General features: G+C 65.2%; 23 protein-coding genes. 7 read left to right on the top strand and 16 right to left on the bottom strand.

All coding sequences use genetic code 11. The features are described from left to right. Positions 1-90 precede the first annotated feature (90 nt). The 3 genes from BIWAKO_RS13450 to galE all read right to left on the bottom strand — a co-directional run bounded on the left by BIWAKO_RS13450 (position 91) and on the right by galE (position 3,707). On the bottom strand, positions 91-1,323 hold the full coding sequence (locus BIWAKO_RS13450; protein WP_176733311.1) for an SGNH/GDSL hydrolase family protein: 1,233 nt from the start codon (positions 1,321-1,323) through the stop codon (positions 91-93). A 65-nt stretch (positions 1,324-1,388) separates the two neighbouring features. Continuing rightward, entirely contained in the window at positions 1,389-2,630 is a 1,242-nt protein-coding gene (locus tag BIWAKO_RS13445) for a lytic murein transglycosylase (protein WP_084651342.1), read from the bottom strand. Between the two features lie 87 nt (positions 2,631-2,717). Then, positions 2,718-3,707: a UDP-glucose 4-epimerase GalE gene (gene galE / locus BIWAKO_RS13440; protein WP_069879096.1), complete on the bottom strand. Its 990-nt coding sequence runs from the start codon at positions 3,705-3,707 to the stop codon at positions 2,718-2,720. A 219-nt stretch (positions 3,708-3,926) separates the two neighbouring features. On the opposite strand from galE, the gene BIWAKO_RS13435 reads away from it, so the two are divergent. Next, complete coding sequence (locus tag BIWAKO_RS13435) at positions 3,927-4,805, top strand: UTP--glucose-1-phosphate uridylyltransferase (RefSeq protein ID WP_069879095.1); 879 nt, start codon at positions 3,927-3,929, stop codon at positions 4,803-4,805. A gap of 101 nt (positions 4,806-4,906) precedes the next feature. Here the strand turns inward: BIWAKO_RS13435 and BIWAKO_RS13430 are convergent, their stop codons facing one another. After that, positions 4,907-6,451, bottom strand: coding sequence for an outer membrane beta-barrel protein (locus BIWAKO_RS13430; RefSeq protein ID WP_069879094.1), 1,545 nt, complete (start codon positions 6,449-6,451; stop codon positions 4,907-4,909). Between the two features lie 176 nt (positions 6,452-6,627). Between BIWAKO_RS13430 and BIWAKO_RS13425 the strand changes: the two genes are divergently transcribed. Continuing rightward, complete coding sequence (locus BIWAKO_RS13425; protein ID WP_069879093.1) at positions 6,628-7,602, top strand: KpsF/GutQ family sugar-phosphate isomerase; 975 nt, start codon at positions 6,628-6,630, stop codon at positions 7,600-7,602. 4 nt (positions 7,603-7,606) lie between these two features. Here BIWAKO_RS13425 and BIWAKO_RS13420 read toward each other — a convergent pair whose 3' ends face one another. Beyond that, positions 7,607-8,473, bottom strand: a complete 867-nt coding sequence (locus tag BIWAKO_RS13420) for a LysR family transcriptional regulator (RefSeq protein ID WP_069879092.1) — start codon at positions 8,471-8,473, stop codon at positions 7,607-7,609. Positions 8,474-8,594: 121 nt separating this feature from the next. Between BIWAKO_RS13420 and BIWAKO_RS13415 the strand changes: the two genes are divergently transcribed. Further along, positions 8,595-9,245 (top strand): FMN-dependent NADH-azoreductase, encoded by a 651-nt coding sequence (locus BIWAKO_RS13415; protein WP_069879091.1) that lies wholly within the window; start codon positions 8,595-8,597, stop codon positions 9,243-9,245. 20 nt (positions 9,246-9,265) lie between these two features. Next, positions 9,266-9,592, top strand: a complete 327-nt coding sequence (locus BIWAKO_RS13410) for a DMT family transporter (protein WP_069879090.1) — start codon at positions 9,266-9,268, stop codon at positions 9,590-9,592. Between the two features lie 13 nt (positions 9,593-9,605). Here BIWAKO_RS13410 and serA read toward each other — a convergent pair whose 3' ends face one another. The 4 genes from serA to BIWAKO_RS13390 form a co-directional block, all read right to left on the bottom strand. After that, a complete protein-coding gene (gene serA / locus BIWAKO_RS13405; protein WP_069882454.1) occupies positions 9,606-10,862 on the bottom strand; it encodes a phosphoglycerate dehydrogenase in 1,257 nt (418 codons plus the stop codon). A gap of 97 nt (positions 10,863-10,959) precedes the next feature. Then, the gene (locus BIWAKO_RS13400) at positions 10,960-11,406 is read right to left on the bottom strand and encodes an NfeD family protein (RefSeq protein WP_069879089.1); all 447 of its coding nucleotides are present in this window, start codon (positions 11,404-11,406) and stop codon (positions 10,960-10,962) included. Between the two features lie 10 nt (positions 11,407-11,416). Further along, complete coding sequence (locus BIWAKO_RS13395; protein WP_069879088.1) at positions 11,417-12,397, bottom strand: SPFH domain-containing protein; 981 nt, start codon at positions 12,395-12,397, stop codon at positions 11,417-11,419. Between the two features lie 122 nt (positions 12,398-12,519). Beyond that, positions 12,520-12,978 carry a MarR family winged helix-turn-helix transcriptional regulator gene (locus BIWAKO_RS13390; protein WP_069882453.1) on the bottom strand — a complete coding sequence of 153 codons (459 nt, stop codon included), beginning with the start codon at positions 12,976-12,978 and terminating at the stop codon, positions 12,520-12,522. Between the two features lie 84 nt (positions 12,979-13,062). Between BIWAKO_RS13390 and BIWAKO_RS13385 the strand changes: the two genes are divergently transcribed. Continuing rightward, positions 13,063-13,959, top strand: a complete 897-nt coding sequence (locus tag BIWAKO_RS13385; protein ID WP_069879087.1) for an alpha/beta fold hydrolase — start codon at positions 13,063-13,065, stop codon at positions 13,957-13,959. Positions 13,960-14,005: 46 nt separating this feature from the next. Here the strand turns inward: BIWAKO_RS13385 and hemH are convergent, their stop codons facing one another. Beyond that, positions 14,006-15,070: a ferrochelatase gene (gene hemH, locus BIWAKO_RS13380; RefSeq protein WP_069879086.1), complete on the bottom strand. Its 1,065-nt coding sequence runs from the start codon at positions 15,068-15,070 to the stop codon at positions 14,006-14,008. A gap of 167 nt (positions 15,071-15,237) precedes the next feature. Between hemH and BIWAKO_RS13375 the strand changes: the two genes are divergently transcribed. Both BIWAKO_RS13375 and ung read left to right on the top strand, forming a co-directional pair. Then, positions 15,238-16,758: a bifunctional metallophosphatase/5'-nucleotidase gene (locus tag BIWAKO_RS13375; RefSeq protein WP_069879085.1), complete on the top strand. Its 1,521-nt coding sequence runs from the start codon at positions 15,238-15,240 to the stop codon at positions 16,756-16,758. Further along, a complete protein-coding gene (gene ung, locus BIWAKO_RS13370) occupies positions 16,755-17,456 on the top strand; it encodes a uracil-DNA glycosylase (protein ID WP_069879084.1) in 702 nt (233 codons plus the stop codon). Before BIWAKO_RS13375 ends, ung begins: the two co-directional genes overlap by 4 nt. A 133-nt stretch (positions 17,457-17,589) precedes the next feature. On the opposite strand, the gene BIWAKO_RS13365 is transcribed toward ung, so the two are convergent. The 6 genes from BIWAKO_RS13365 to BIWAKO_RS13340 form a co-directional block, all read right to left on the bottom strand. After that, positions 17,590-18,822, bottom strand: a complete 1,233-nt coding sequence (locus tag BIWAKO_RS13365; protein ID WP_069879083.1) for a phenylacetate--CoA ligase family protein — start codon at positions 18,820-18,822, stop codon at positions 17,590-17,592. Positions 18,823-18,848: 26 nt separating this feature from the next. Next, positions 18,849-19,529: a zinc metallopeptidase gene (locus BIWAKO_RS13360; RefSeq protein ID WP_069879082.1), complete on the bottom strand. Its 681-nt coding sequence runs from the start codon at positions 19,527-19,529 to the stop codon at positions 18,849-18,851. Between the two features lie 24 nt (positions 19,530-19,553). Next, positions 19,554-20,399, bottom strand: coding sequence for an ABC transporter ATP-binding protein (locus BIWAKO_RS13355; protein ID WP_069879081.1), 846 nt, complete (start codon positions 20,397-20,399; stop codon positions 19,554-19,556). 149 nt (positions 20,400-20,548) lie between these two features. Further along, a complete protein-coding gene (locus BIWAKO_RS13350; protein WP_069879080.1) occupies positions 20,549-21,880 on the bottom strand; it encodes an ABC transporter substrate-binding protein in 1,332 nt (443 codons plus the stop codon). Between the two features lie 118 nt (positions 21,881-21,998). Further along, positions 21,999-23,078, bottom strand: a complete 1,080-nt coding sequence (locus BIWAKO_RS13345) for a branched-chain amino acid ABC transporter permease (RefSeq protein WP_069879079.1) — start codon at positions 23,076-23,078, stop codon at positions 21,999-22,001. Between the two features lie 12 nt (positions 23,079-23,090). Further along, on the bottom strand, positions 23,091-24,005 hold the full coding sequence (locus BIWAKO_RS13340; protein WP_069882452.1) for a branched-chain amino acid ABC transporter permease: 915 nt from the start codon (positions 24,003-24,005) through the stop codon (positions 23,091-23,093). Positions 24,006-24,244: the final 239 nt, after the last annotated feature.

The following is a 24,244-nucleotide window of genomic DNA, read 5'->3' as shown; positions in this document are numbered from 1 at the left end:
GAGCAGGTGGCCGAGTGGCCCCTCGCCCATCTCGGCGTTGCGCGGCTCCCCTTCTCCCGAAGGGGCGTGTGATGTTCGTGTCGGTTCCGGTCAGTTCCGGCGCGGCCAGCGGTAATCGTCGATGCGACCCGGCTTCGGTTCGCTCGCAACCCCCTCGCCGAACACGCGGTCGAGCTGGGTGGCGAGGTCGCCCCGTCCTCTCGCCTCCTGGATCGAGGCGAGCAGCGCCCGGTCCCCATTGGACGACAACCCTGTCAGCGGCATGATCGGCCCTGCCAGCGGCTTTGCCTGCAGCGCGGGACCAAGGCCGCCGAGGTCGGGCAATCCCTGGACCATGCGGTCGATCAGGCGTTCGATGCCGCCGGCCTGCAGTTCCGGATTGCTTGGAGCCCCGGTCTCGGGCGCGACCGGAAGTGCGATCACGCCTTGTTCCGGACGCCCCTCGATCAGACGGCGGATCACCACATCGATGAAGTGAGCGGCCTTGCGTGCCCCCGCCTTGGTGAAATGAATGCCGTCGGCGGTGCGCAACCGCGTCGTCTGCCCGGATACATCGGGCCCCATCGCCCTGTAGCGGTTCTCGGCGTCGACATAACCGCCCCACAGATCGATGTACTGGCCGCCGGCCCGCTCGACACGCTGCCGATAGACGTCATTGAGAATGACATAGTCGGCGGTAAGGCGTGAATTCTGGACAGGTGGGAGACCGACCCAGAGCAAGGGAATGCGTTTCGCCGCAAAAGCCCCGGCGATGCCGTCGACCCGATCTCGATAGAGTTCCAGCCAACGTTCGCTCAGCGGCTCGTGAATGGTCTCGCCTTCACGGATCGCTTGCCGATCATTGAGGCCGAGCAGCATCACGGCGACGCTGATCTTCTGGTCGCTGGCCAGCAGATCGGTAACCGCCTTCGGCCAATCGTAGAAATCGGTGCGGACAAGACCGGATTCGAGTTTCGTCTTGCGCACCACCGCGACATCGGGACGATCGTTCAAGGCCTCGTCGAGCCCACCGACCACGAGATCGGCAAGCGAATCCCCCAGCACGACGATATGATGGCTGATATCGACCTTGGGGATGACCGGATCGTCGCGGATCACCACCGGAGACGTCCTGCGTGCCTGGGCTGGCGCCACACGCTGGCGCTGTTGCGCGGGCTGGGGCTGCGGTTGAAGGCGGCTGAAGGGGAAGACGAACCCGCGCCCACGCTGCAGCGTGGGATCACGCGTCAGCATCGTGTCGTTCTCGGCAAAGGAGGACGGGCCGCCGGTCAGCAGCAGGAGCAGGGCAGCCCCCAGAACCATCAGAAGTGAACGCAAACGCATGGCGCTCTCGGTCCTACGCCGGCCGACGGAGTTCGCCGGCATCATACCGCGGTCGGAGGCTGGAGTCAGCGCGCCCCACGCATGCGCGCAAGAAGCGCCGGTGTCGGGTAGCCATCGGCGATCTGGCCAGCGCTCAGCTGGTATTGGCGCACGGCCTCGCGTGTGCCGGTGCCGATGCGCCCGTCGGCATCATGATCGTAGAAGCCGAGCACCTTCAGCCGCCGCTGCAGATCCTTGGTTGCAGCCATGTCGAGTCGCGGCGCCGAGACCGGCCATTCAGCCTGGATTGCCGGACGCCCTGCTATCCGGTCGCCGAGATGGCCGACCGCAAGCGCATAGGCGTCAGAGGAGTTGTATTTCTTGATGACGTCGAAATTCGCGGTCAGCAGCATGACGGGGCCGCGATAGCCGGCAGGAAAGAACAGTCGCGCCTCACCCGAGGACGGCAGCGCCCGCCCATCGGCACGCCGCACCCCTGCCCCGTTGAAGGCAGAGAAACTCGCCTTGTTGATGCGGTGATCGAAATTCTCCGGGAGCTTCACTTCCATGCCCCAAGGCAGGCCCGGCACCCAGCCGTAGCCCTTGAGGTAGTTCGCAGTCGAGGCCAGCGCGTCGCTGGTCGAACCCCAGATATCGGCATGTCCGTCTCCGGTGAAGTCGACGGCATATTTCATGTAGCTCGACGGCATGAACTGGGTGTGCCCCATCGCTCCCGCCCAGGAGCCGCGCAGCTCGCTGCGCTCGACATAGCCCTTCTCGATCAGCTCGAGCGCCGTCAGCAGTTCATCGCGGAAGAAGTCGCCGCGATAGCGGATATGAGCGAGCGTCGCGAGCGAGCGGATCGTGTCCTTGTCGCCCTTGAACGAACCGTAATTGGTTTCCATGCCCCAGACGCCGAGCACGACCTCCTTGGGCACGCCATAGCGCGCCTCGACCTGGGCAAGCGTGCTTGCGTTCTCGGCTGCAGCATCGCGCCCGCGGGTGATCCGCGTGCCACCGACGGCATTGTTGAGATAGGCCCAGATCGGCGCCGAGAATTCCGACTGCTTCTTCGTCAGCGCGACGATCGAGGCGTCCGGCGTCACCCCGCGAAAGGCGAGATCGAAAGTCTTGCGCGAGATGCCGCGCGCCTGCGCCTGCGGCCAGAGCCGCTGCAGGAAGACATCGAAGGACGCCTGACCCTGCCCGGCGGTCGCAGCATTCGTGCTGTGCGAGCGCGCCGAGGCGTTGATCGAGCCTGTCGTCTGGGCCAGCGCCGGGACGAGGCTGGCTGCGGCCACGGCGAGGACGAGGGACAGGCGGCGCATGGGCAAAACCTTGCTAGGACAGGCTGGACGTAAACGACTTCAGCAACAGCGCCCGAACAAGATTAACCATGGGTTAACGTAGCGCAATCAGCGCGCGTTTCGGGTCCGCAAAACCTCTTCCCAGGCCAGGGCTTGCGTCACGATCTGCGTCAGATCGTCATGTTCCGGCTGCCACCCGAGTTCGGCGCGGATGCGATCCGCCTTGGCAACCAGGGACGCCGGATCGCCCGCCCGGCGCGGCGAGAGCTTGACCGGGAAATCCTTGCCCGACACCTGCTTCACCACCTCGACCACCTCTTTCACCGAATAACCACGACCATAGCCGCAGTTCAGTGTCAGGCTGGCGCCATCATTGCGCAAATGATCGAGCGCCGCCAGATGCGCCCGTGCGAGATCGGTGACGTGGATATAGTCGCGCACGCAGGTGCCGTCAGGTGTCGGGTAGTCCGTGCCGAAGATCTCGAGCCCGGCGCGCTGGCCGAGCGCTGCCTGGCTCGCGACCTTGATCAGGTGGGTGGCGTTTGCCGAGGACTGACCGGCACGGCCGCGCGGATCGGCTCCGGCCACGTTGAAATAGCGCAGGGCCACATAGGTCAGGCCGTGGGCGCGCGCGACATCGCCGAGCATCCACTCGCTCATCAGCTTCGAGCGGCCATAGGGGTTGATCGGCGCAAGCCCGATCTCCTCGGGCACGGGGCTGACAGCCGGCTCACCATAGACTGCTGCCGTCGAGGAGAAGATCACGTGCTTGACGCCACCGCGCACCGCGCTCTCAAGCAGGGCGCGCGTCTTCACGGTGTTATTGAGATAGTAACCAAGCGGATCGGAAACCGAATCAGGCACCACGATCTTGGCCGCGAAATGCGCAATCTCGGTGATGCCATGCTCGGCGATGACGCGCTCGACCAGAGCCTGATCGCCCATATCGCCTTGTACGAATGTCGCTTCCGGGGGCACGGCCCACCAGAATCCGGTCGAGAGATCGTCGAGCACGACCACCTTTTCGCCGCGGTCGAGCAGCTCCAGCACCATATGGCTGCCGATATAGCCGGCGCCGCCCGAGACCAGAATCGTCATGTATCGTCTCCGATTGTCATCGCTCTGGCATAGGCCTTAAGCAAAAAGGATTGACGACGCATCAAGCGCCGATTGGTATCAGGAACAGGCTGGCCCGCCTTTCGCCAGAATTGCGCGACAGCCTTGGCAACAGCTGGCATTGATCGGGGCACGCCGGCTTCCTACCCTTTGCCCTTCCGACGCAGGCGCACCACGCTCGGTGCGCGAAATGGGTTTTTCATGACGAAACGCATCCGCAAGGCCGTCCTTCCCGTCGCGGGCCTTGGTACCCGCTTCCTTCCCGCCACCAAGGCGGTCCCCAAGGAAATGCTGACCATCGTCGACCGTCCGGTCGTCCAGCATGTCGTCGACGAGGCCAGGGCAGCCGGCATCGAGCATTTCGTCTTCGTCACCGGCCGCAACAAGGGCGTGATCGAAGATCATTTCGATCTGGCCTATGAGCTCGACGACACGCTGGCCAAGCGCGGCAAGATCAAGGAGCTGGAGGCGCTCAAGGCGGATCTGCCGCCGGCGGGCGCCGCGAGCTTCCTCCGCCAGCAGGCTCCGCTCGGCCTCGGTCACGCCGTCTGGTGCGCGCGCGACGTCATCGGCGACGAGCCTTTCGCCTTGCTGCTGCCGGATATGCTCCACCACAGCCTGGGCAAGGGCTGCCTTGCCGAGATGATCGACGCCTTCGAGAAGCATGGCGGCAATCACATCGCGGTGGCGCCCGTGCCGGACGACCAGACCCACCAATACGGCATCGTCGGCGTCGAGGACGTGAAGGCCAAGGTCTCGAAAGTGACGAAGATGGTCGAGAAGCCGGCAAAGGGAACGGCGCCCTCGAATCTGCACATCACCGGCCGCTACATCCTGCAGCCGACGATCTTCAATCTTCTGGCGAACCAGGAAACCGGTGCCGGTGGCGAAATCCAGCTCACCGATTCGATGATCGCGCTGTCCCGGCAGGAGCCCTTCTACGCCGTGCGCTTCGACGGGGACATCTACGACACCGGTTCGAAGCTCGGCTTCCTGACCGCCAACATCGCCTATGCGCTCCAGCGCGGCGACCTGGGCCCGCAGCTGCGCGCGGAAATCGAGCGGCTGCTCGAGGCGTAAGCGCCGCACCGTCATTCCCGGGCCAGGCCTGATTGGGCGGCCCGGGAACCACGAGACGATGAGGGGCCCGGCTCAGCGCCGGCCGTCATGCCAAGACTGACTTAGAACTGCAGCCGCAGGCCGACCTGCGCGACATTGGCCGTGTAGTCCGAGCCCTGCGCAGTCGAATTCAGGCGTTCATGGGTGAAGCTCGCCCGCACGGCGAAGGTTCGCGTCAGCTTGTATTCGAGCCGGGCGCCGATCGCCGTATAATCCTCGCGCAGCCCCTGCCCCTCATAGGCGGTGCGGCCGAAGGTGGTGAATCCGGTCACGGTCAGGTTGCGGCGCAACGCATGAGCCACCTCGAGGGTGGCGCGACGCGCCCACGTGCCGCTGCTGCCCGCGATCGTCGTATCGCCAAGCTCGGACGTGCCGCGCAGCGTCACCGTCGTCAAAGGGGTCGGCGTCCACAGGATCGCGGCATCCCCGACCATGCCGCGCAGGTTCCTCAGCCGGGGATCCTCATAGGCCCGGTCCTGATAGCCCACGGAGACTTCGCCCGTGACCAGCCGGCTGATTTCGAACGTGGAGCCGATACGGGCGGTATAGCCGTTCGACGAGCGCTCGAAGCCGTTGGAGTCGAACCGCTGGTCGTACTGGCGCGTATCGATTTCGCCCTGGATGAAAGGCCGAAGGCCCGGCGTCAGCTCATATCCGACCCGGAGCCGCAAGCCGTAATCAGTCTGGTTGCGGTCGGCCTGGCTCAGTGTCGCCCCGCTGATCAGCTTCGCGTTCTCGTAATCCTGGCGGTCGACCGATCCTCGCAGCGTCAGCTGCAGGCGATTGAAATCATGCGTGACGCCGGCCGAGCCGCCATAGTTATAGGTCAGCGGCCGACCGACGACCGGCGCATTGAGGTCCGGCGAACCGGGACGCTGCGTATCGAGCCTGAAGCGGCTTTCCAGCAGGATCCGGGTATCGCGGGACGCATCGAGCCGAAGATCAAGCGCCCCCTCGCCATCCGGGCGCGAAGCTTCCCCATCGCGGAAATATTCGGAATAGGCGCCACGCAGCCTGCCCCTCAGCTCATGCACGTTCCAGTCGGACTGGATGCCGAGCTCGCCCTCGTAGCGAGCAAAGCCCGAGCCCTTGTTGGGCCCGGAGACGCGCTGCGGATTGCTGTCATAGCCAACGGAATTCGTCGTCGCCGGTGTCAGGTTGACATTGCCAAGCCTGAGCCCCAGCGGCGCATAGGGATCCTCCTCGACGATCGAGCGCCGTCGCAGCGGCGGCGGGGCTGCCGGGCCAGGTTGCGGCAATGTCGAAACGGTTGGTTGAGGCGCGCGGAACTGGCGCTGCGTGACGCCGCGAAGGCCGGGTGCGAGCACCGGGCGGCTGGCGCGCGGCGGCGCGCGATTGGAAATCGTCGAAGGCTGGTTCTGGATCAAGGCAGCCGGATCGCGTACCGCCTCGGGAATCGGCGAGGTCGCGCTCTGCTGAGTTTGATCGGGCGCCGCCTGGGCCTGTGCGACATAGGCGGGCACGGTGCTGCGTAGGCTCGGGGCCCGCGCCTGCTGCGCCCATGCCGTGTCGATCGCAGGCCATGCCGCCGCAAGGCCTGCTGCTGCAGCGCCTGTCAAAAGCACGGTCGTGACGCGACGGGACACGAGGAGAGCGAACTCCGGAACAAGCCAAGGCGCGCCCGGATGGCGCGCATGGTTAACGGAGTTAGAACGAAGAGGGTTAACGTGCCGTCAATGCAGCCCTGGCGCGAGGCTCGGCAGTCCTGCTGCCAGGCTTGACGGTGGAAGTTCCTGCCCGGACTGTGCTAGACGCCCCAGCCATGACAGCCGATATCCGCGCCTCGGCGCTCCGCACCATCGCGACCGAGCGCACCGGGCTCGATACGCTTCACACCGCGCTCGCCAACGGCCTGGGCGAACCCTTTGCCGCCGCTGTGGAGTTGATCCGCGCTGCCTCCGGCCGCGTGATCGTCACCGGCATGGGCAAATCCGGCCATGTCGGGCGCAAGCTCGTAGCGACCCTGGCCTCGACCGGAACACCCGCACATTTCGTCCATCCGGCCGAAGCGAGCCATGGCGATCTCGGCATGGTCCAGCCCGAGGATGTCGTCATCGCGCTCTCCTGGTCCGGAGAGGCCGCAGAGCTTTCCGCCATCGTCGCCTATACCCGCCGCTTCCGCGTGGGACTGATCGCGATGACCGCGAATGCCGAGAGTGCGCTCGGCCGCGAGGCCGACATTGCCCTCGTGATCCCGAAGGCGGAGGAGGCCTGCCCGAACGGCCTCGCTCCGACGACCTCGACGACGATGCAGATCGCGCTTGGGGATGCGCTCGCCATTGCCCTGCTCGAGGCCCGTGGTTTCTCGCGCCAGGATTTCTTCGTCTATCACCCCGGCGGCAAGCTCGGCGCACAGCTCAAGACGGTCGAGAGCATCATGCATCGCGGCGAAGCCCTGCCGCGTGTTGGCCTCGACACCGCATTGCCCGATGTGATCGCGATGATCTCGGCCAAGGGTTTTGGCTGCGCGATCGTCGCCGATCTCGACGGACGACTGGCCGGAATCGTCACCGATGGCGACCTGCGCCGCAAGCTCGGCTCCGGCGGGCCGACCGCCCTGCGCGCCCGCGACGTGATGAGCCCCTCTCCGCGCCGCATCGCGCCCGACGCGCTGGCCGTCGAGGCCCTCGAGATGGTCAACAGGCTGCGCATCACGGCGCTGGTGGTTGCAGACACCGAGGAACGTCCGGTCGGCCTCGTACATGTGCATGACCTGCTGACGCTCGGCGTCGCCTGAGCCGTCAGGCCAGCCGCTCGCGCAATGCCTTCGCCGCGTGCCGGGTGAAGGCCCGGACCCGCGCCGCATGCCGCAGATCGGGATGGGTCAAAACCCAGATCTCGGATGCAAGCTCGGGAACCGGCTCGCTCCGCCGGACCAGCCCGAGCGATGGCTCGTCGCCGAGATAGCTCGGCAGAAGCGCATAAGCCCCAGATCGCGCCGCAACGGCCGCCGCGAAGAACGAATCCACGCTTGCACCGACACGCTCCGTCGCAACGTGATCCCGCAGCCAGCGCGCCGCCGGGGCATGCATCAGGGCAGGCGCCAGGCCGATCCAGCGCCGTGCCGCCAGAAGCTCAGCGATGTCCCGCACGTCTCCATCGCCATTTGCCGAATAGGCTGCAAAGCCGAAACGCCCGGCCCGCTGCCCGACCAGAGCTTCCGGTGGAGCATGCGTCGGCCTGATTGCGACATCGGCCTCGTTGCGCGCCATATCGGCCATCGCATTGGAGAATTGCAGCTCAACCGACATGTGCGGATGCGCGTCCGCAAAGCTGAGCACGATCGGCGCGACGACATAGGCCAGCGTATCGGCTGTCGTGACCTTCAGCGTGCCGCGGAGGCGGTTGTCGCGGCCCGCGACAGCCCGGTTCAGTTCATCCAGCCGCTGCTCGATATCGCCCGCGCGCTGGGTGATCTCCTCCGCGAGTGCGGTGGGGACATAGCCGTCGGCCCCGCGCTCGAAGAGCGGATTGCCAATGCGGCGTTCCAGCGCCTCAAGCCTGCGATAGGCCGTCGCCGGATGGGTCTGGAGCATCTCGGCCACCTGCTTCATCCGGCCGGCGCGCGCGATCGCGAGGATCAGGGCGAGATCATCATGCGTCAGCATCGTCGTCGCGTTCTTGCGAAGTGATTTCGCATATCAAGCATTTGAAGTCGCATCAGCGCAATCCACCTTTCATGCATTCGCGCTCCCGCATGGAGCGCCTAGGCTATGAGGTTTGCGTCACATGACACGGCTGCTCTTCGTCCAGGCTTCCCCGCGCAAGGCGGATTCGGCCTCGTCTTCCAGCGCGCGGCACTTCCTTGCCGCCCTCCAGGCAAAGCTGCCCACACTCTCGGTCGAGACGCTTGACCTCTGGGCCGCGGAGCTGCCGGAATTCGACGGCGCCATGCTGTCGGCGAAATATGCCCGCCTCGCCAGGCGCGATCTCAACGCCCCGGAACAGGCGGCCTGGCGGGTCATCGAGGGAATGATCGCCCGTCTCGCCGCAGCCGATCTCGTGCTGATCGCGACGCCGATGTGGAATTTCAGCATCCCCTACAAGCTCAAGCACTGGATCGACCTCGTCACCCAGCCGGGGCTGAGCTTCTCCTTCGATCCTGCAACGGGATACACGCCGCTGCTGAGGTCGCGCCCGACGCTCGCCATCCTCGCAAGCGCCGGCGACTACAGCGACGGGCCGAGCCGGGGTCGGCCTGATCTTGCGACGCCCTATCTCAAGGCAGCACTCGGCTTCATTGGCCTGGACGACGCCATCGTAGTCGGCCAGGGGCCCACGATCGGTCCGGATCAGGAGGTCGCTGAGGGCCGCGCGCATGCGCATGCCCGTCTGGAAGAGATCGCCGGCGGTTTTGCAGCCGCGGTGGGAATTGGCTGAGAACAGCTCAGGAGCGCGTCATGACAACCGGCTGGGCCTGGATCGCCCTCGTCGTCTCCGGCATCGTCGATGTCGCCTGGGCGCTCAGTATGAAGAAGGCCGACGGCTTTCGCGACCTGCACTGGGCGCTGGTCTCGGTGCTGCTTCTGGTCGTCTTCGTCGTGCTCCTGATCAAGGCGCTGGACGTACTTCCGCTCGGCACGGCCTATGCGGTCTGGACAGGCATCGGCGCGCTCGGCTCGGTGCTCGTCGGCATCCTCGTCTTCGGCGAGCCAGCCACGATCGCCCGTCTCTTCTGGATCGCGCTGGTGCTCGCCGGCATCGTCGGCCTGAAGACGACGGCGTGAGCGGGTTGCCCGCTCACTGCCTCTCGTAGAGCAACCGCGCCCGGATCGTGCCGTCGAGAGCCCTGATCTCGGCCAGGATGGCGTCCGCATCGGCACCGATGCGGTCGGCCTCCATCACGACATAGCCGATCTCGCCATCGGTCTGGTAATTCTGGGCGGAGATATTGACCTCGCGTCGGGCGAAGATGTCGTTCAGCCGCCGCAGCATGCCGGGCTCGTTGCGCTGGACATGGATGAAGCGCGTGCCGATCGGCCGCGGCGCCAGCTGCACCTGCGGGAAGTTCACCGCGCCGACGGTCGAACCAATATCGGAATAATCGACCAGCTTGCGCGCCACCTCGGCGCCGATGCGCTCCTGTGCCTCCTCCGTCGAGCCCCCGACATGCGGGGTCAGGATGACATTGGGCAGGCCCTGCAGCGGCGAGACGAAGCGCTCGCTGTTCGAGGCCGGTTCCTTCGGGAACACATCGACGGCGGCCCCCGCAAGATGGCCGCTCCCCAGCGCCTCGGCCAGCGCATCGAGATCGACGACGGTGCCGCGCGAATTGTTGATGAGATAGCTGCCCTTGCGCATCGCGGCGATCTCGGCCTTGCCGATCATGCCGTGGGTCGCAGGCGTCTCCGGCACATGCAGCGAGACCACGTCGCAGGCCGCGAGCAGGTGCTTCAGGCTGTCGACGGGTTCGGTATTGCCGTGACGCAACCGGTCGGTGTGGTCGAAATAGAGCACCCGCATGCCCATCGCCTCAGCCAGCGTCGAGAGCTGGCTGCCGATATTGCCGTAGCCGATGATCCCGAGCGTCTTGCCGCGCACCTCGAAACTGCCATTGGCCGACTTGTCCCAGCCGCCGTCATGCGCCGAGCGCGACCGGTCGGGGATGCGCCGCAGCAGCATGACGATCTCGCCAATGGTGAGCTCGGCGACACTGCGGGTATTCGAGAACGGGGCATTGAAGACAGGGACACCGCGCGCGCGCGCCGCCTGCAGATCGACCTGATTGGTACCGACCGAGAAGCAGCCGACAGCAAAGAGGCGGCTTGCGCGCTCGAAAACCTCGGCCGTGAGCTGCGAACGCGAGCGGATGCCGAGCACATGAACCTTCTCGACGGCCTTGAGCAACTCGTCGCGGTCAAGTGCCTTGGGCAGTCGGGTCATGTTGGTATAGCCGGCCTGGACCATCAGATCGGCAGCGGAATCATTAATGCCTTCGAGCAGCAGGACGCGGATCCGGTCCTTGGGCAGCGACAGGCGTTCGGTCTGGTCTGGCATGGTGCGCTTCGCTTGCGGCGGGAGTTCCCTATAGACCCCGCGCATCGATATGGGCAGCCCGATTTCGCATCAGCGAGATGAACTGGCGGCGCAACGTTCAGGCTTTCTCGACCACCAGCGTCGCACCGTCGACGCGCACCACTCGCACTTCGGAGCCAGCCAGCAGCTCGGGCCCGGTGATTCGCCAGGAGGAGTCCCCGACGCGGATGCGGCCCTCGCCCCCGGTCATGGTCGCATCGAGCTTGAAGACCTTGCCGATCAGCTGCCGCCCGCGGTCGTTCAGGCCCTGCGCCGCATCCGGTTCATCCGACTTGCGCCGCGTCAGGGCCCGGCCCGCAAGGACACTGGCGACGGACAGACCCGCGAAGATCAGCGCCGCACCTTGCCAGCCCAGCCCGGTCAGGCCGACCACGAGCCCGGTCAGCAGCGCGGCAAGACCGAGCCAGATCAGGAAGACACCGGGTGCCAGCAACTCGCCGCCAATCAGGACGAGGCCGATGACGACCCAGCCCCAGCCCCCGATCGATCCAAACCAGTCCAGCATCGTCCTACCCTCAGGCGCCGGTCCGGCCGGAGGCGGGAACCGAGCCGCTGCGGCGCGCCTCGATCGCGTCCTCGCCGAAAACCGCGCGGGTCAGCTGCGCGATGCCGCCGACGGTGCCGGCCAGCGCCGCCGCTTCGATCGGCACGATCACCACCTTGCTGTTCGGCGAGCTGGCAATGGCCTTGAGCGCGTCAGTATAGCGCTCCGCGATCAGGAAATTCGCGGCCTGGATGTCGCCGCGGCTGATCGCCTCGCTGACCATGGCTGTCGCTGCCGCCTCGGCCTGCGCCAGCCGTTCGCGTGCCTCGGCATCGCGCAACGCCGCTTCCTTGCGGCCCTCGGCTGCAAGGATCTGCGATTGCTTCTGGCCTTCCGCCTTGAGAATCTCGGCCTGCCGCAGGCCTTCCGCCTCCAGCACCGCCGCGCGCTTCTCGCGCTCGGCCTTCATCTGCCGGTTCATCGCGCCGGCGATATCCGCAGGCGGCAGGATGTCCCGGATCTCGATGCGGGTGACCTTGACGCCCCAGGGCGAAGCCGCGGCATCCATGACCCGCAGCAACCGCTCGTTGATTTCGTCGCGATGCGACAGCAACTGGTCGAGATCCATCGAGCCGACCACGGTGCGGATATTGGTCATGGTCAGCACCATCAGCGCCTGATCGAGCGACGAAACCTCATAGCAGGCCTTGGCTGCGTCGAGCACCTGATAGAAGGCGGCAGCGTCGATCCGGACGCCGGCATTATCCTTGGTGATCGCCTCCTGCGAGGGAATGTCGAGCACCTGCTCCATGACATTCACCTTGTGCCCGACACGGTCGAACACGGGCACGATCAGGCCGAGACCGGCTCCGAGTGTGCGCGAATAGCGGCCGAAGCGCTCGATCGTGTAGTTGAAACCCTGGGGAACGGTGCGGACTCCGAACGCGATCATCAGGATGACGAGCAGCACCAAAAGAGCGACAGCAATATCGAAACTGAAGATCTGATTCATTTGGCTCCGCCAGTCCGCCGATCACGCCCCGGAGTTCATACTCCGGCGTCCAAAAGGGCCGGAGCCCCGATGCACGCAACCTGACGATTGCGACAGTGATGTGCAAGCGAGAGCTGCATCGTTCAGCTTTCCAGCGCCTTCGCAACGCGCCGCATCAACTCGCCGACCATCGCGCATTCCTGGTCGCTGAGCACGAGCATCATCGCCTCGATGCGCTGGACATGGATCGCCATCGCCTTGCGCGTCAGCGCCTCGCCTTCCGGCGTCAGCCAGAGCCGGCGCACGCGGCGGTCAGCCTCGTCGCCACGACGCTCGATCAGCTCGCGCCGCTCCAGCTCCGGCAACAGCATGCTCATCGCGCTACGGCCGACGAGCAGTTTCTCCGCCAGCGCCTGCTGGGTCAGGCCCGGCACATGGAAGACATTCGCAAGAACGTCATAGTGCGCGAGCTGAATGCCGAGCGGCGCAAGCGCCTCGCTGAACACCTTCTTCCAGAGCGCGTGAACGCGCGCGACCGCGATCCAGTTATGAAAGCGCGGCAACTCCCAGGGCAGCACCTGCCTGTCCTCGGACTGAGCCATGTCGGGGTTCGCCGAAATCGGCTCTTGCTTTTTGTTCATGGTTGAACATATTTGTTCAGCATTGAACAAACTAGAGGTCGCACCATGGCCGGTTCAGCACTCCGTATCATTCGACCGCTCATCCGCCTCTCCAGCTTCGTTGCACCGAAGACGGCCGGGCATCTTGCCTTCAAGGCCTTTTGTACGCCGCCACGGCGGCAACAGGGAACCGCGAAACGAAAGGCGGCCACAAAAGCCGCATCCGAACGGCTGGCCGGCGCGACACGCCACGCCATTCCCTACGCCTGTGGTTCGGTCACCGCCTATCTCTTCGAGCCGAAGGGACATGAGCCATCAGGCCCCCCTGCTCCATCCGTGATCCTCCTGCACGGCTGGACCAGCGAAGCGGCCTTCATGACCGCCTTCGTCGCGCCACTGACCGCTGCCGGCTTCCGTGTCGTCGCCTATGATCTGCCCGCCCATGGCGACTCGACAGGCAGCGAACTCAACATCCCGCTCGGTGTCGCCAGTCTCGCTGCGGTCGCGCGCGCCTTCGCACCGGTCCATGCCATCGTGACCCATTCCTTCGGCGGAGCGATCGCCATGGCTGCGCTCGCACGCACCGTACCGGGGCAACCGGCTGTCACGGCGAACCGGCTGGCGCTGATCGCAGCCCCCTCATCGATCACCGAGATCACCCGCCAGTTCGGCACGACGATCGGTCTCGGCCGGCGCGGACAGGCGGCGCTGGAACGGCGCATCCATGTCGTTGCCGGCAACCCGGTCGAGGCCTTCGAGGGCCGTGACCAGCTCGTGGCGATCGCCAGGCCGACACTGGTGATCCATTGCCGCGACGACCGAGAACTGGGCTTCCATCATGCAGAAGCCCTTGGGACGGCCGGCCCTTGCGTCACGCTGGAGCCGGTGAAAGGGCTCGGTCACCGCCGCATCCTGCAGGCGAAAGCCGTGGTCGAAAGCGTCAGCCGTTTCGTGGCCGGTTAGGCTTCTCCGCGACCTGAATGACCGCGAGAAAGGGTGTGAGAAAGCGTTACACCCAGCCCATCAGCTCCCGGCGCACGACGGCCTCGAGCACCCTGCCCCCCTCGTCGGAATCGTTCAGGCACGGCAAATAGGCGAACTGCTTGCCGCCATTGTGCAGGAAGATCTCGCGGTTCTCGACATCGAGCTCTTCCAGGGTCTCCAGGCAGTCCGCCGAGAAGCCCGGCGCAACGATGGCGAGCGATTTCGTCCCCGCTTCGGCCAGCGCCTTCACCGTCTCGTCCGTATAGGGCTGCAGCCACTCATCCGGCCCGAAGCGCGACTGGAAGGTCAGGCGGAAGCGCTCGTCCGGCAGGCCAAGCTCGTCGCGCAGCAGCCGCCAGGTCTTGACGCATTGGCAGTAATAGGGATCGCCCTTGAGCAGATATTCCTTCGGCATGCCGTGGAACGAGCAGAGGATCACCTGCGGGTCGAAATCGAGCTTGGCGAGCGAGGCGCGCATCGAAGCGGCGAGCGCCGCGATATAGACGGGATCGTCGTGATAGGGCGGCGCGACCCTGACCGCGGGCTGCCAGCGCATCTGCATCAGCGCCCGGAACGCCTGGTCGCAGGCGGTTGCCGAGGTCGGCGCGGCATATTGCGGGTAGAGCGGCACCATCAGGATGCGGTCGCAGCCCTGGTCCTGTAGCGCCTTCAGCCGGCTCTTCACATCGGGAAAGCCGTAGCGCATCGCCCAGTCGAAGACGATGCGCTCGCCGGCATAGGATTTCAGCCGTTCCGCGAGTTGCTCGGTCTGCGAACGCGTGATCGTCTTCAGCGGTCCCTCATCGCGCTCCTTGTTCCAGATCGAGGCGTAGTCCTTGCCCTTCCGGCCCGGCCGCGTCGTCAGGATGATGAGGTTGAGCAACGGCCACCAAACCCAGCGCGAGGTCTCGATCACCCTGCGGTCGGACAGGAACTCCTTGAGATAGGCTCGCATCGGCCAATAGCTCGTGCCTTCGGGCGTGCCGAGATTCATCAGCAGCACGCCGATGCGCGAGCCACGCAACGGCCGATGGTCGGAGGGCAGCTTCACTGGGAGTGGGCCGGCGGCGGGCTTGGTCTGGACTGTCATCGATCCCGGACTTTCGTTTGTTCGTGATTTAGACGAGTTAGAGCATTCGTCCAGCCACGAAGGCCCGGGGTGCGACATCGGCACCCCTGCATATCGGCTAACCGTTTCCGCTGGTCAGCGGCACGCGGTTTGCTAATCTGGATTTCTTCTCAACAGGGCCCTGCTCCATGACCCAGCTGACCCGACGCCGCGCTCTCGGCGTCCTTGCCGCTCCGGCTGCACTTGCCGCCACCGCGCCGGTTGCCACTGCGCAAGTGCCGGCCCCCGCCTTCACGCTGCTGCTGCTCAACGACATCTACAAGATGAGCGACGACAAGGGCCGCGGCGGCTTCGCCCGTGCCTCCGGCATCGCCAAGGCCGAGCGGGCGCGCGGCGTGCCTGTGCTCTTCTGCCATGCGGGCGACTGCTACTCCCCCTCTTTGATGTCGGGCTTCGACCAGGGCGCCCATATTGTCACGATGCAGAACAAGATGGGCATCGACGTCTTCGTGCCCGGCAATCATGAGTTCGACTTCGGCAAGGATAACTACCTCAAGCTCACCGCAGCCCAGACCTACCCGACCTTCGCTGCGAACCTGCGTGACGCTGCCGGCAACGCGCTGCCCGGCCACAAGGACTCGCAGATTTTCGAGCTTGGCGGCATCAAGGTCGGCGTCATCGGCACCACCTATGATCCGACGCCGCAGCTCTCCAATCCCGGCGACCTGAAATTCTCCTCGACCATGGAGGCCTTGCGGCGCGAGGCGCGGGCGCTGAAGTCGCAGGGCGCCGATATCCTCGTCGGTGTCGTCCATGCCGACCGCGCCACGGATTTGACGATCGTGCGCTCGCGCGTCGTCGACATCCTGCTCACCGGCCACGACCACGATCTCGCCATCGCCTATGACGGCAAGGTGGTGATGGTGGAATCGAACGAGGAGGGCAATTACGTCACCGCCATCGATATCGCCGCGAAGGTGACCGGCGAGGGCGCCAATCGCCGTGTCGAGTGGACGCCGACATTTCGCGTCAACGATTCCCGCGCTGCAACGCCCGATCCGGAGGTCGCCGCGATCGTCAAAGGCTACGAGAGCGAGCTGTCCAAGGAACTCGACATCGAAATCGCGACGCTCGCCGCCCCGCTCGATTCCCGCACCAGCGTCATCCGCACCCAGGAAACCGCGATCGGCAACCTGATTGCCGATGCGATCCGTGCTGCAACCGGGGCCCAGCTCGCCATCACCAATGCCGGCGGCATCCGCGCCAATAAGCAATACGCCGCTGGCCACAAGCTCACCCGGCGCGACGTGCTGAGCGAGCTGCCCTTCGGCAACGCCACCGTGATGGTCGAGATCACCGGCAAGGACGTGAAGGACGCGATCGAGAACGGGCTGAGGGACGCGCCCCAAGGCGCGGGGCGTTTCCCTGTGGTTTCGGGTCTCAGCTTCGAGGCCGATCTCAAGCAGCCACAAGGCTCGCGCGTCACAGCTGTCACCGTCGACGGCAAGCCAATCGAGACCACCGGCAAGTACACGGTCGCCTCCAACAATTTCATGCTGGAAGGCGGCGATGGCTACACTGCGCTCGGCCGCGGCCGGACGCTGCTCGGCCTGACCGACGGCAAGCTCATGGCGAACGAGGTCATGGTCTATCTGCGCCGACTCGGCACAGTCGACGCAAAGGTCGAGGGACGGGCCGTCCTGAAGTGAGCGGTTATGCGGCGGCGCTGACGCGCTTTCTGGCAAGTCGGGCAAGCAAGGACTGGCGCGAACTCGCTGTCTTCCGTCCCGGAGGCGCAGCAGAGCGGGCGGCCGCGGCTGCCGATGCCGAGCGCGCAGCCGGGCATGTCGTGGCGCCCGCGCCTGAACGGCTGCTCGCAGCACTGGCGGAAACGCCATTCGAGACAGTGCGGGCATGCGTGCTCGGGCAGGACCCCTATCCGACCCCCGGCCATGCCAATGGCCTTGCCTTCTCCTATGTCGGCCCGCCGCCTCTGCCGCGTTCGCTGGTCAATATCTACAAGGAGCGGACGGAGGATCTCGGACGGGCCGCACCGGTGAGCGGCGACCTGTCATCTTGGGCCTCGCAGGGTGTGCTGTTGCTCAACACGGCCCTGACGGTGCGCGAAGGTGCGAGCAAGGCGGGCTCGCATCTCTCGCTCGGCTGGGGCGCCGTGACGGACGCGATCATCACCGCTGTCTCGACCTCGCGCCCGCATGTCGTTTTCCTGCTCTGGGGTGCTCCGGCCCAGGCCAAGCGCGGCCTGATCGATGAGCACCGGCATCACGTGATCGCCAGCGCGCATCCATCGCCACTTTCGGCACGGCGAGGCTTCTTCGGGTCGAAGCCGTTCAGCCGGGCGAATGAATGGCTGGTGGCCAAGGGCGAGGCGCCGATCGCCTGGTGAAGGGCGCCGTTGGATCGCTTCAACCTCCTGAGCTGACCTGCATGGCTAGGGCAAGCGGAGCGCAGCCTATCCTGCACGCTGGCACCGGAAGTACCGACCGGGTCAGATGACCGGAGTCGAGGACCCGGCATTCCTATCCCACCGGCCGCTCGTCGGCGATGACCTTCCCGTCATTGGGCAATGCCCCGAGCGGCAGGATCTCCACTACGCCCTTGAGTTTCGTCACCTGCTGCAGGGTCGAGGACATCGCATCGACGAGTCCGGCGGGCTCGGCATAGATCTCGGCCTTGAGCGTCATCGTGTCGAGCTCATTGGCGCGGCCGATGACCAGCCTGAGCTTGGCGATCTCCGCGTGCCGCCTGGCGATCTCGGCGACCTGCTCTGGGCGCACGAACATGCCCTTGATCTTGGCGGTCTGGTCGGCGCGCCCCATCCAGCCCTTGATGCGCGTGTTGCTGCGGCCGCACGCGCTCACGCCCGGCAGCACAGCCGTGAGATCCCCGACGGCAAGCCTGATTTGCGGATGATGCGGATCGAGATTGGTGACGACGATCTCGCCAACTTCGCCTTCGGCCACCGGATCGCCCGTACCCGGCCGCACGATCTCCACGATCAGGTTCTCGTTCAGAAGCATGCCTTCGCGCGCCGACGTCTCATAGGCGATGACGCCGATATCGGCGGTGGCATAGAGCTGATAGGCATCGATGCCGCGCTCCTTGACCCAAGCCTGCAGCGAGGGCGGGAACGCAGCTCCCGACACCACAGCGCGCTTGATGCAGGAGATATCGACGCCACGCGCCTCGGCGGCCTCGATCAGGATCTTCAGGAAATCCGGCGTGCCGGCATAGGCCTGCGGCCGATAGGCCGAGATCACCTCCATCTGCTGCTCGGTATTGCCAGGGCCGGCCGGTATCACGGCGCATCCAAGCGCACGTGCGGCCGAATCCATGATGAAACCGCCCGGCGTCAGGTGGTAGCTGAGAGTATTGATGACGATATCGCCGCGACGGAAACCCGCCGCGAAGAGCCCGCGCGCCGCGCCCCAGGGATCAACTCCCGTGCCCTCGGGCTCGAAGATCGGGCCGGGCGAGGTGAACAACCGGCCAAAGGACCCTGGCGATGCCGGAACGAAACCGCCGAAGGGCGGATTGCCCCTGTGCAGTGCCGGCAGGTCGGCCTTTCGGAGTACTGGCAGCCGCGACAGCGCGTTGCGATCGGTGATCGCCGCCGGATTGAGCCCTTTCAACCGCTCGGCATAGGCAGGCGCGGATAAGGCAGCCTCGAGCACGGGCCTCAGCCTCGCGAACAGATCGGCCTCGCGCGCGTCGGAAGTGCGGGTTTCGAGATCGTCGAGATGATCGCTCATCGCTTGTGTCCTTGCGGAGCTTTGGCTCAGCGGATGATGCGCAGGATGCGCAGGAAATTGAGGAGTCCGACGAGGGCGCCGGCAACATAGGTAAAGGCGGCCGCCCTCAGCACGCCGCGCGCTGCCGGGAGGTCACGCCCGTCGAGATAGCCGTCTGTGGACAGGATCGGCAGCGCCTTGCCGAAGCTGGCGTCGAACTCCAGCGGCAGCGTCACGAGATGCACGACGAGGCCGACACCGAGCATTGCGATGGCGATGCCGGCCTGCATCAACCCGATCGCAGGAACATGGGTGACGGCCATCACCAGAGGCGCCGTCAGCAGGATCGCCATCGCGACTTTGTCGAAGATGCCGAGGAAGCGCGCGAGCGCCGTACGCCAGGCAAAGAGCGAGCTGCCTTGCGCGTGCTGGATGGCATGCCCGACCTCATGCGCCGCCACGGCGACGGCCGTGATCGAGCGCCCATCGTGATTGTCAGGCGAGAGCCTGACCGCTCGCGCATCGGGGTCATAGTGATCGCCCGCCGCCGAGGTCTCGACCGTGACGGCCCCAAGCGAGAAGCGATCGAGCAGGTGCCGGGCGAGCTCGCCTCCGGTTCCCGGCAGATCCGGCCGGGCAGCCGCATGCTTGCGCATCTCGCTGCGCACCCAGGCCTGCGGCCCGAAGATCAGCGCGATCAGCAGCACTGCGATCACAAGATAGAGCATCCGACCGCGTCCGCCTTGTCCGGATCACGAGAGCCAGCGCTTGCGGCGCTTGTAGCTCTTGACGTCGCGGAACGATTTCTTGTCGCCCTCGGCCACGCCCAGATAAAACTCCTTCACGTCCTCGTTTTCGCGCAGCATCTGCGCCTCGCCATCCATGACGACGCGGCCTGTCTCCATGATGTAGCCATAGGTTGCGTAGCGTAGCGCCATGTTGGTGTTCTGCTCGGCAACGAGGAAGGAAACACCGTCCTCCGCGTTGAGGCGACGGACAATCTCGAAGATCTCCTCGACGATCTGTGGCGCGAGCCCCATCGATGGTTCATCGAGCAGGATCATCTTGGGCTTCGACATCATGGCACGGCCGACCGCGCACATCTGCTGCTCGCCACCCGAGGTATAGCCGGCCTGCGAGTTGCGCCGCTGCTTCAGGCGCGGGAACAGCTCATAGATCTTTTCGAGGTCGCGCTTGATCGCGGCGTTGCCGTCGCGCCGGGTGAAGGCGCCGGTCAACAGGTTCTCCTCGATCGAGAGATGGCCGAAGCAGTGGCGCCCCTCCATGACCTGGATGCAGCCGCGCCGGACGAGTTCATTCGGCGACATCCGGTCGACCCGCTCGCCATCGAACACGATCGAGCCCTTGGTGACCTCGCCGCGCTCGGCCTTGAGCAGGTTCGAGATCGCCTTCAGCGTGGTCGTCTTGCCAGCGCCATTGGCGCCGAGGATTGCGACAATGCCCTTGCGCGGCACCTGTAGGGAGACGCCTTTGAGCACCAGGATGACGTGATCATAGATCACCTCGATATTGTTCAGCGACAGGATGGTATCCGTCGCAGCAGCGGGGGCAGGCTTCTCGAGGGTGGCGGTCGACATTGCGTGCTCCTTCCCTCTCCTTATGGGAGAAGGTGATCCGGCACAGCCGGATCGGATGAGTGAAGGACAGCCGAGGTCAGGCGCTGCCGCCCTCGCCCGTCTGCTTCGCAGGTGCCTCCTCCCCCGGAGGGGAGAAGGCTGATCTCACATCAGGACGACTTCTCGCAGGACTCGGTCCGCTTCGGCCAGCCGGCGTTCTTCTCGGCATAGTCCTTGGCGGCGGCCTCGATCAGCGGACGCACCTCGTCCTTCAGCGGCTCGATCCAGTCCGAACCCTTGGTCCACTTGGTGCCGTCCCATTCGGCGACATACATCTTGCTGTGGCCGGAATGGTCGCTGCAGGAGATCGTCGATGGGGTGCCGAAGCCCTCCATGCCGATTTCCTTCAGGCGGGCCTCGGTGATGTTCAGGCTTTCGAGACCGCGGCGCATGTCCTCGGCATTGACGACCTTCTTGCCGGTGAGCTTCTGCGCGTTGCGGATCGCCTCGACCACGAGCATCGAGTTGTAGACGCCGCGGTTATAGAGGTTCTCGCCGACCTTATCCTTCGGCGCCAGGCTCTTACCCTTCTCCACGACATGCTTGATGATGTCCTGGATGACCGGGAAATTGGTGCCCGCCGCATTGAAGTTGAGCGACTTGTAGCCCTTTGCCTCGGCCCCGCCGGCCCGCGCATCGTCGTCGCCGCCAGCCCACCAGACACCGACCAGCTTGTTGATCGGGAAGCCGTTCTTGATGGCCTCCTTCACCGCCGTCGGGTTCATCGCGCCCCAGCCCTGATTGTAGAGATAGTCCGGGCGGTCACGTCGGATCGAGAGCCAGAGCGAGCCCTGGTTCTGCATGTCGGCTGCGGCGACGGGGTACAGCTTGAGCTCGAAGCCGTATTTCTTGGCGAGATTCTCGAGGACCGGGATCGGCTCCTTGCCGAAGGGCGCATCGAGATGGATCAGGCCGAGCTTCTTGCCCTTGAGCTTGTCCATGCCGCCGAGTTCGTTGGCCATGTGCTTGACCATGACCGAAGCGCCATCCCAATAGGTGAAAGGCGGGATGAAGACCCAGGGGAAGGTCGAGCCTTCGGCCGAAGCAGACAGGCCATAGGCCATCGACAGGATCGGGATCTTGTCGATATGGGCGCGCGGGATCGCCGCCAGCGTCGCGCCGGTCGACCACGGGCTGTAGACGATGGTGTTCTTCGACTTCGCCTGCTCGTAGCACTCGATCGACTTCTTGGTGTCGTAGCCGGTCTCGCACTCCTCATAGATGACCTTGACGCCGTTCACGCCGCCGTCGCGCTCGTTGATCATCGCGATATAGTCGCGCATGCCGTCGCCGATCGGGATACCGGAGCCCGAGAACGGTCCGGTGCGATAGGCATTGTTGGCGAAATAGACGCTGTCCTGCGCCGCCACCGGAGCGATCGCCGTTCCCGCTGCGAGCAGCGCGCCGAGCGCCGCGCCCTTCATCAAACCAGTCTTCTTCATCTGTTCCCTCCGTGGTTGCATCGGGCGGCCGTTTCTCAGCCTGCCCGTTGTCTCCTGCCCTCCGCTTGACGATGGCGGCGGGTCGTATTCTTGGGCCCTCCCGGCCGAGGCATGCGCCTCAATAGGGGAAGGGCCACGTCCGCAACTTCTGCTTGGTGATCTGCCAGAGCCGCGCCAGGCCATGCGGCTCGACGATCAGGAAGATGATGATCAGGGCACCAACCAGCATGAAGGTGACATGCTCGGCTGCCGCGCCCGAGAGCGGCACGCCCAGCGCCGGCAGGCCGAATTTCAGGATGGTTGGCAGGCTCGCGATGAAGGCCGCGCCGAAGAAGGAACCGATCAGCGAGCCCAGGCCGCCGATGATCACCATGAACAGGATGTTGAAGGACAGGCGGATATTGAAGACGTCCGCGGCTTCGCCACCGCCATACCAGAGGAAGATCATCATCGCGCCGGCGACGCCGGCATAGAAGGACGACACCGCAAAGGCGAGCAGCTTGGCGTTCAGCAGCTTGATGCCCATCAACTCGGCCGCGATATCCATGTCGCGCACCGCCATCCAGGAGCGGCCGAGCCTGCCGTGCACCAGGTTCGAGGCGAACCAGGTCAGGACGACGACAAGACCGAGGCAGACGAAATAACGCGTTTCCGCCGAGGCCGAAGCACCCGTGACCGGAATGCCGAACAGACTGCGCAGCGGCACCTCGATGGCCCCCGACGCATTGTAGTTGAACAGCCAGGGCACGCGCACGAAGGCCCATTGCAGGAAGAACTGCGCGGCAAGCGTCGCGACCGCAAGATAGAAGCCCTTGATGCGCAGCGAGGGCAGCCCGAACAGCACGCCGATCGCGGCCGAGAACAGGCCGGAGACCAGGATCAGGACGATGATGTTCACGCCCGGAAAGAGGGTCGTCAGCTTGTAGCAGGCATAGGCGCCCACCCCCATGAAGGCGGCCGTGCCGAGCGAGATCAGCCCGGTATAGCCCGTGAGGATGTTGAGCCCGATCGCCGCCAGCGAGAAGACCAGGAACGGGATCATCACCGTCGCGATGAAGAAGTCGTTGCCGATCATCGGGATGCCGATGAAGGCGATGGCGAGGATGACCGCAATGCCGATCCGGTCCTGTCGGAGCGGGAACACGGCCATGTCGGCGGCATAGGTGCTCTTGTATTGGCCGGCTTCGCGATAGAACACGGTTTCAGCCCTTCAGATTCGTTCGATGATCTTGTCGCCGAACAGGCCCTGCGGCCGGAACAGCAGGAAGCCGAGCGCGATGAAATAGGCGAGCCAGCTCTCGATGCCGCCGCCGATCAGCGGCCCCCAGTAGAACTCGCCGAGCTTCTCGCCGATGCCGATGATCAAGCCGCCGACAATGGCGCCCGGGATCGAGGTGAAGCCGCCGAGGATCAGCACCGGCAGCGCTTTCAGCGCCACGATCTCCAGCGCGAAGGACACGTCCGAGCGCGCACCCCACATGATGCCGGTGATCAGTGCGACAATGCCGGCGGTGAACCAGACGATGACCCAGATCTGGTTCAGCGAGATGCCGACCGAGAGCGCCGCCTTGTGGCTGTCGGCGACCGCGCGCAGCGCCCGGCCGATGCGGGTATACTGAAAGAACACGGCCAGCGCCGCGATCATGATCGAGGCGATGATCGCGGCCGCAATATCGATCTTCTGGAAGGAGACGAAGCCGCCGAGGATCTTCGCGTCGATCGCCCCTTTCGGCAGATAGAGTTCGCTCGTGATCATCTGCTTCGGATTGCCGCCGAAGACGGCCTCGCCGAAGCCGATCAGGAAATAGGTGATGCCGAAAGTCGCCATGAACAGGATGATGTCGGGCTGGTTGACCAACGGACGCAGCACCACCCGCTCAATGGTGAAGGCGAGCAGGAACATCACGCCGAGCGTCAGGATGACGGCCAGGAAAGCCGGTACGCCCTTCTCATGCAGGCCGACCAGCGTCAGCGCGGCAAAGACGACCATGATGCCCTGGGCGAAGTTGAAGACGCCCGATGCCTTGAAGATCAGCACGAAACCGAGCGCGATCAGCGCATAGAGCACGCCCGAAACGAGCCCTTCCCAGACCGTCTGAACCAGCAGGTCCGGAGCCGAAACCATTTGCTGGAACGGGTCGATCAACACCTTGTGCAGCGTGCCGGAGGAATCGAGCTGGGCCCCGACGATGGCCGCAAGGACAACGCCGACGAGGATCAGGCCAGCCTTGATCCAGCCATTGGCAAGGAGATTGGGCGCGGGCCGCGCAGCGACGTCGCTCATGGCTGGATGTCCTTGGTTGGCGATCCCATCATGGCCGTCTCCCGATCCGGGTAAGGCCGAGAGGCCCCATGACGGCGGCG

It is taken from the genome of Bosea sp. BIWAKO-01, from assembly GCF_001748145.1.
Classification (GTDB): domain Bacteria; phylum Pseudomonadota; class Alphaproteobacteria; order Rhizobiales; family Beijerinckiaceae; genus Allobosea.
Note: the sequence above shows the minus strand (reverse complement) of the source record. Positions and strands in the feature narration are given on the sequence as shown.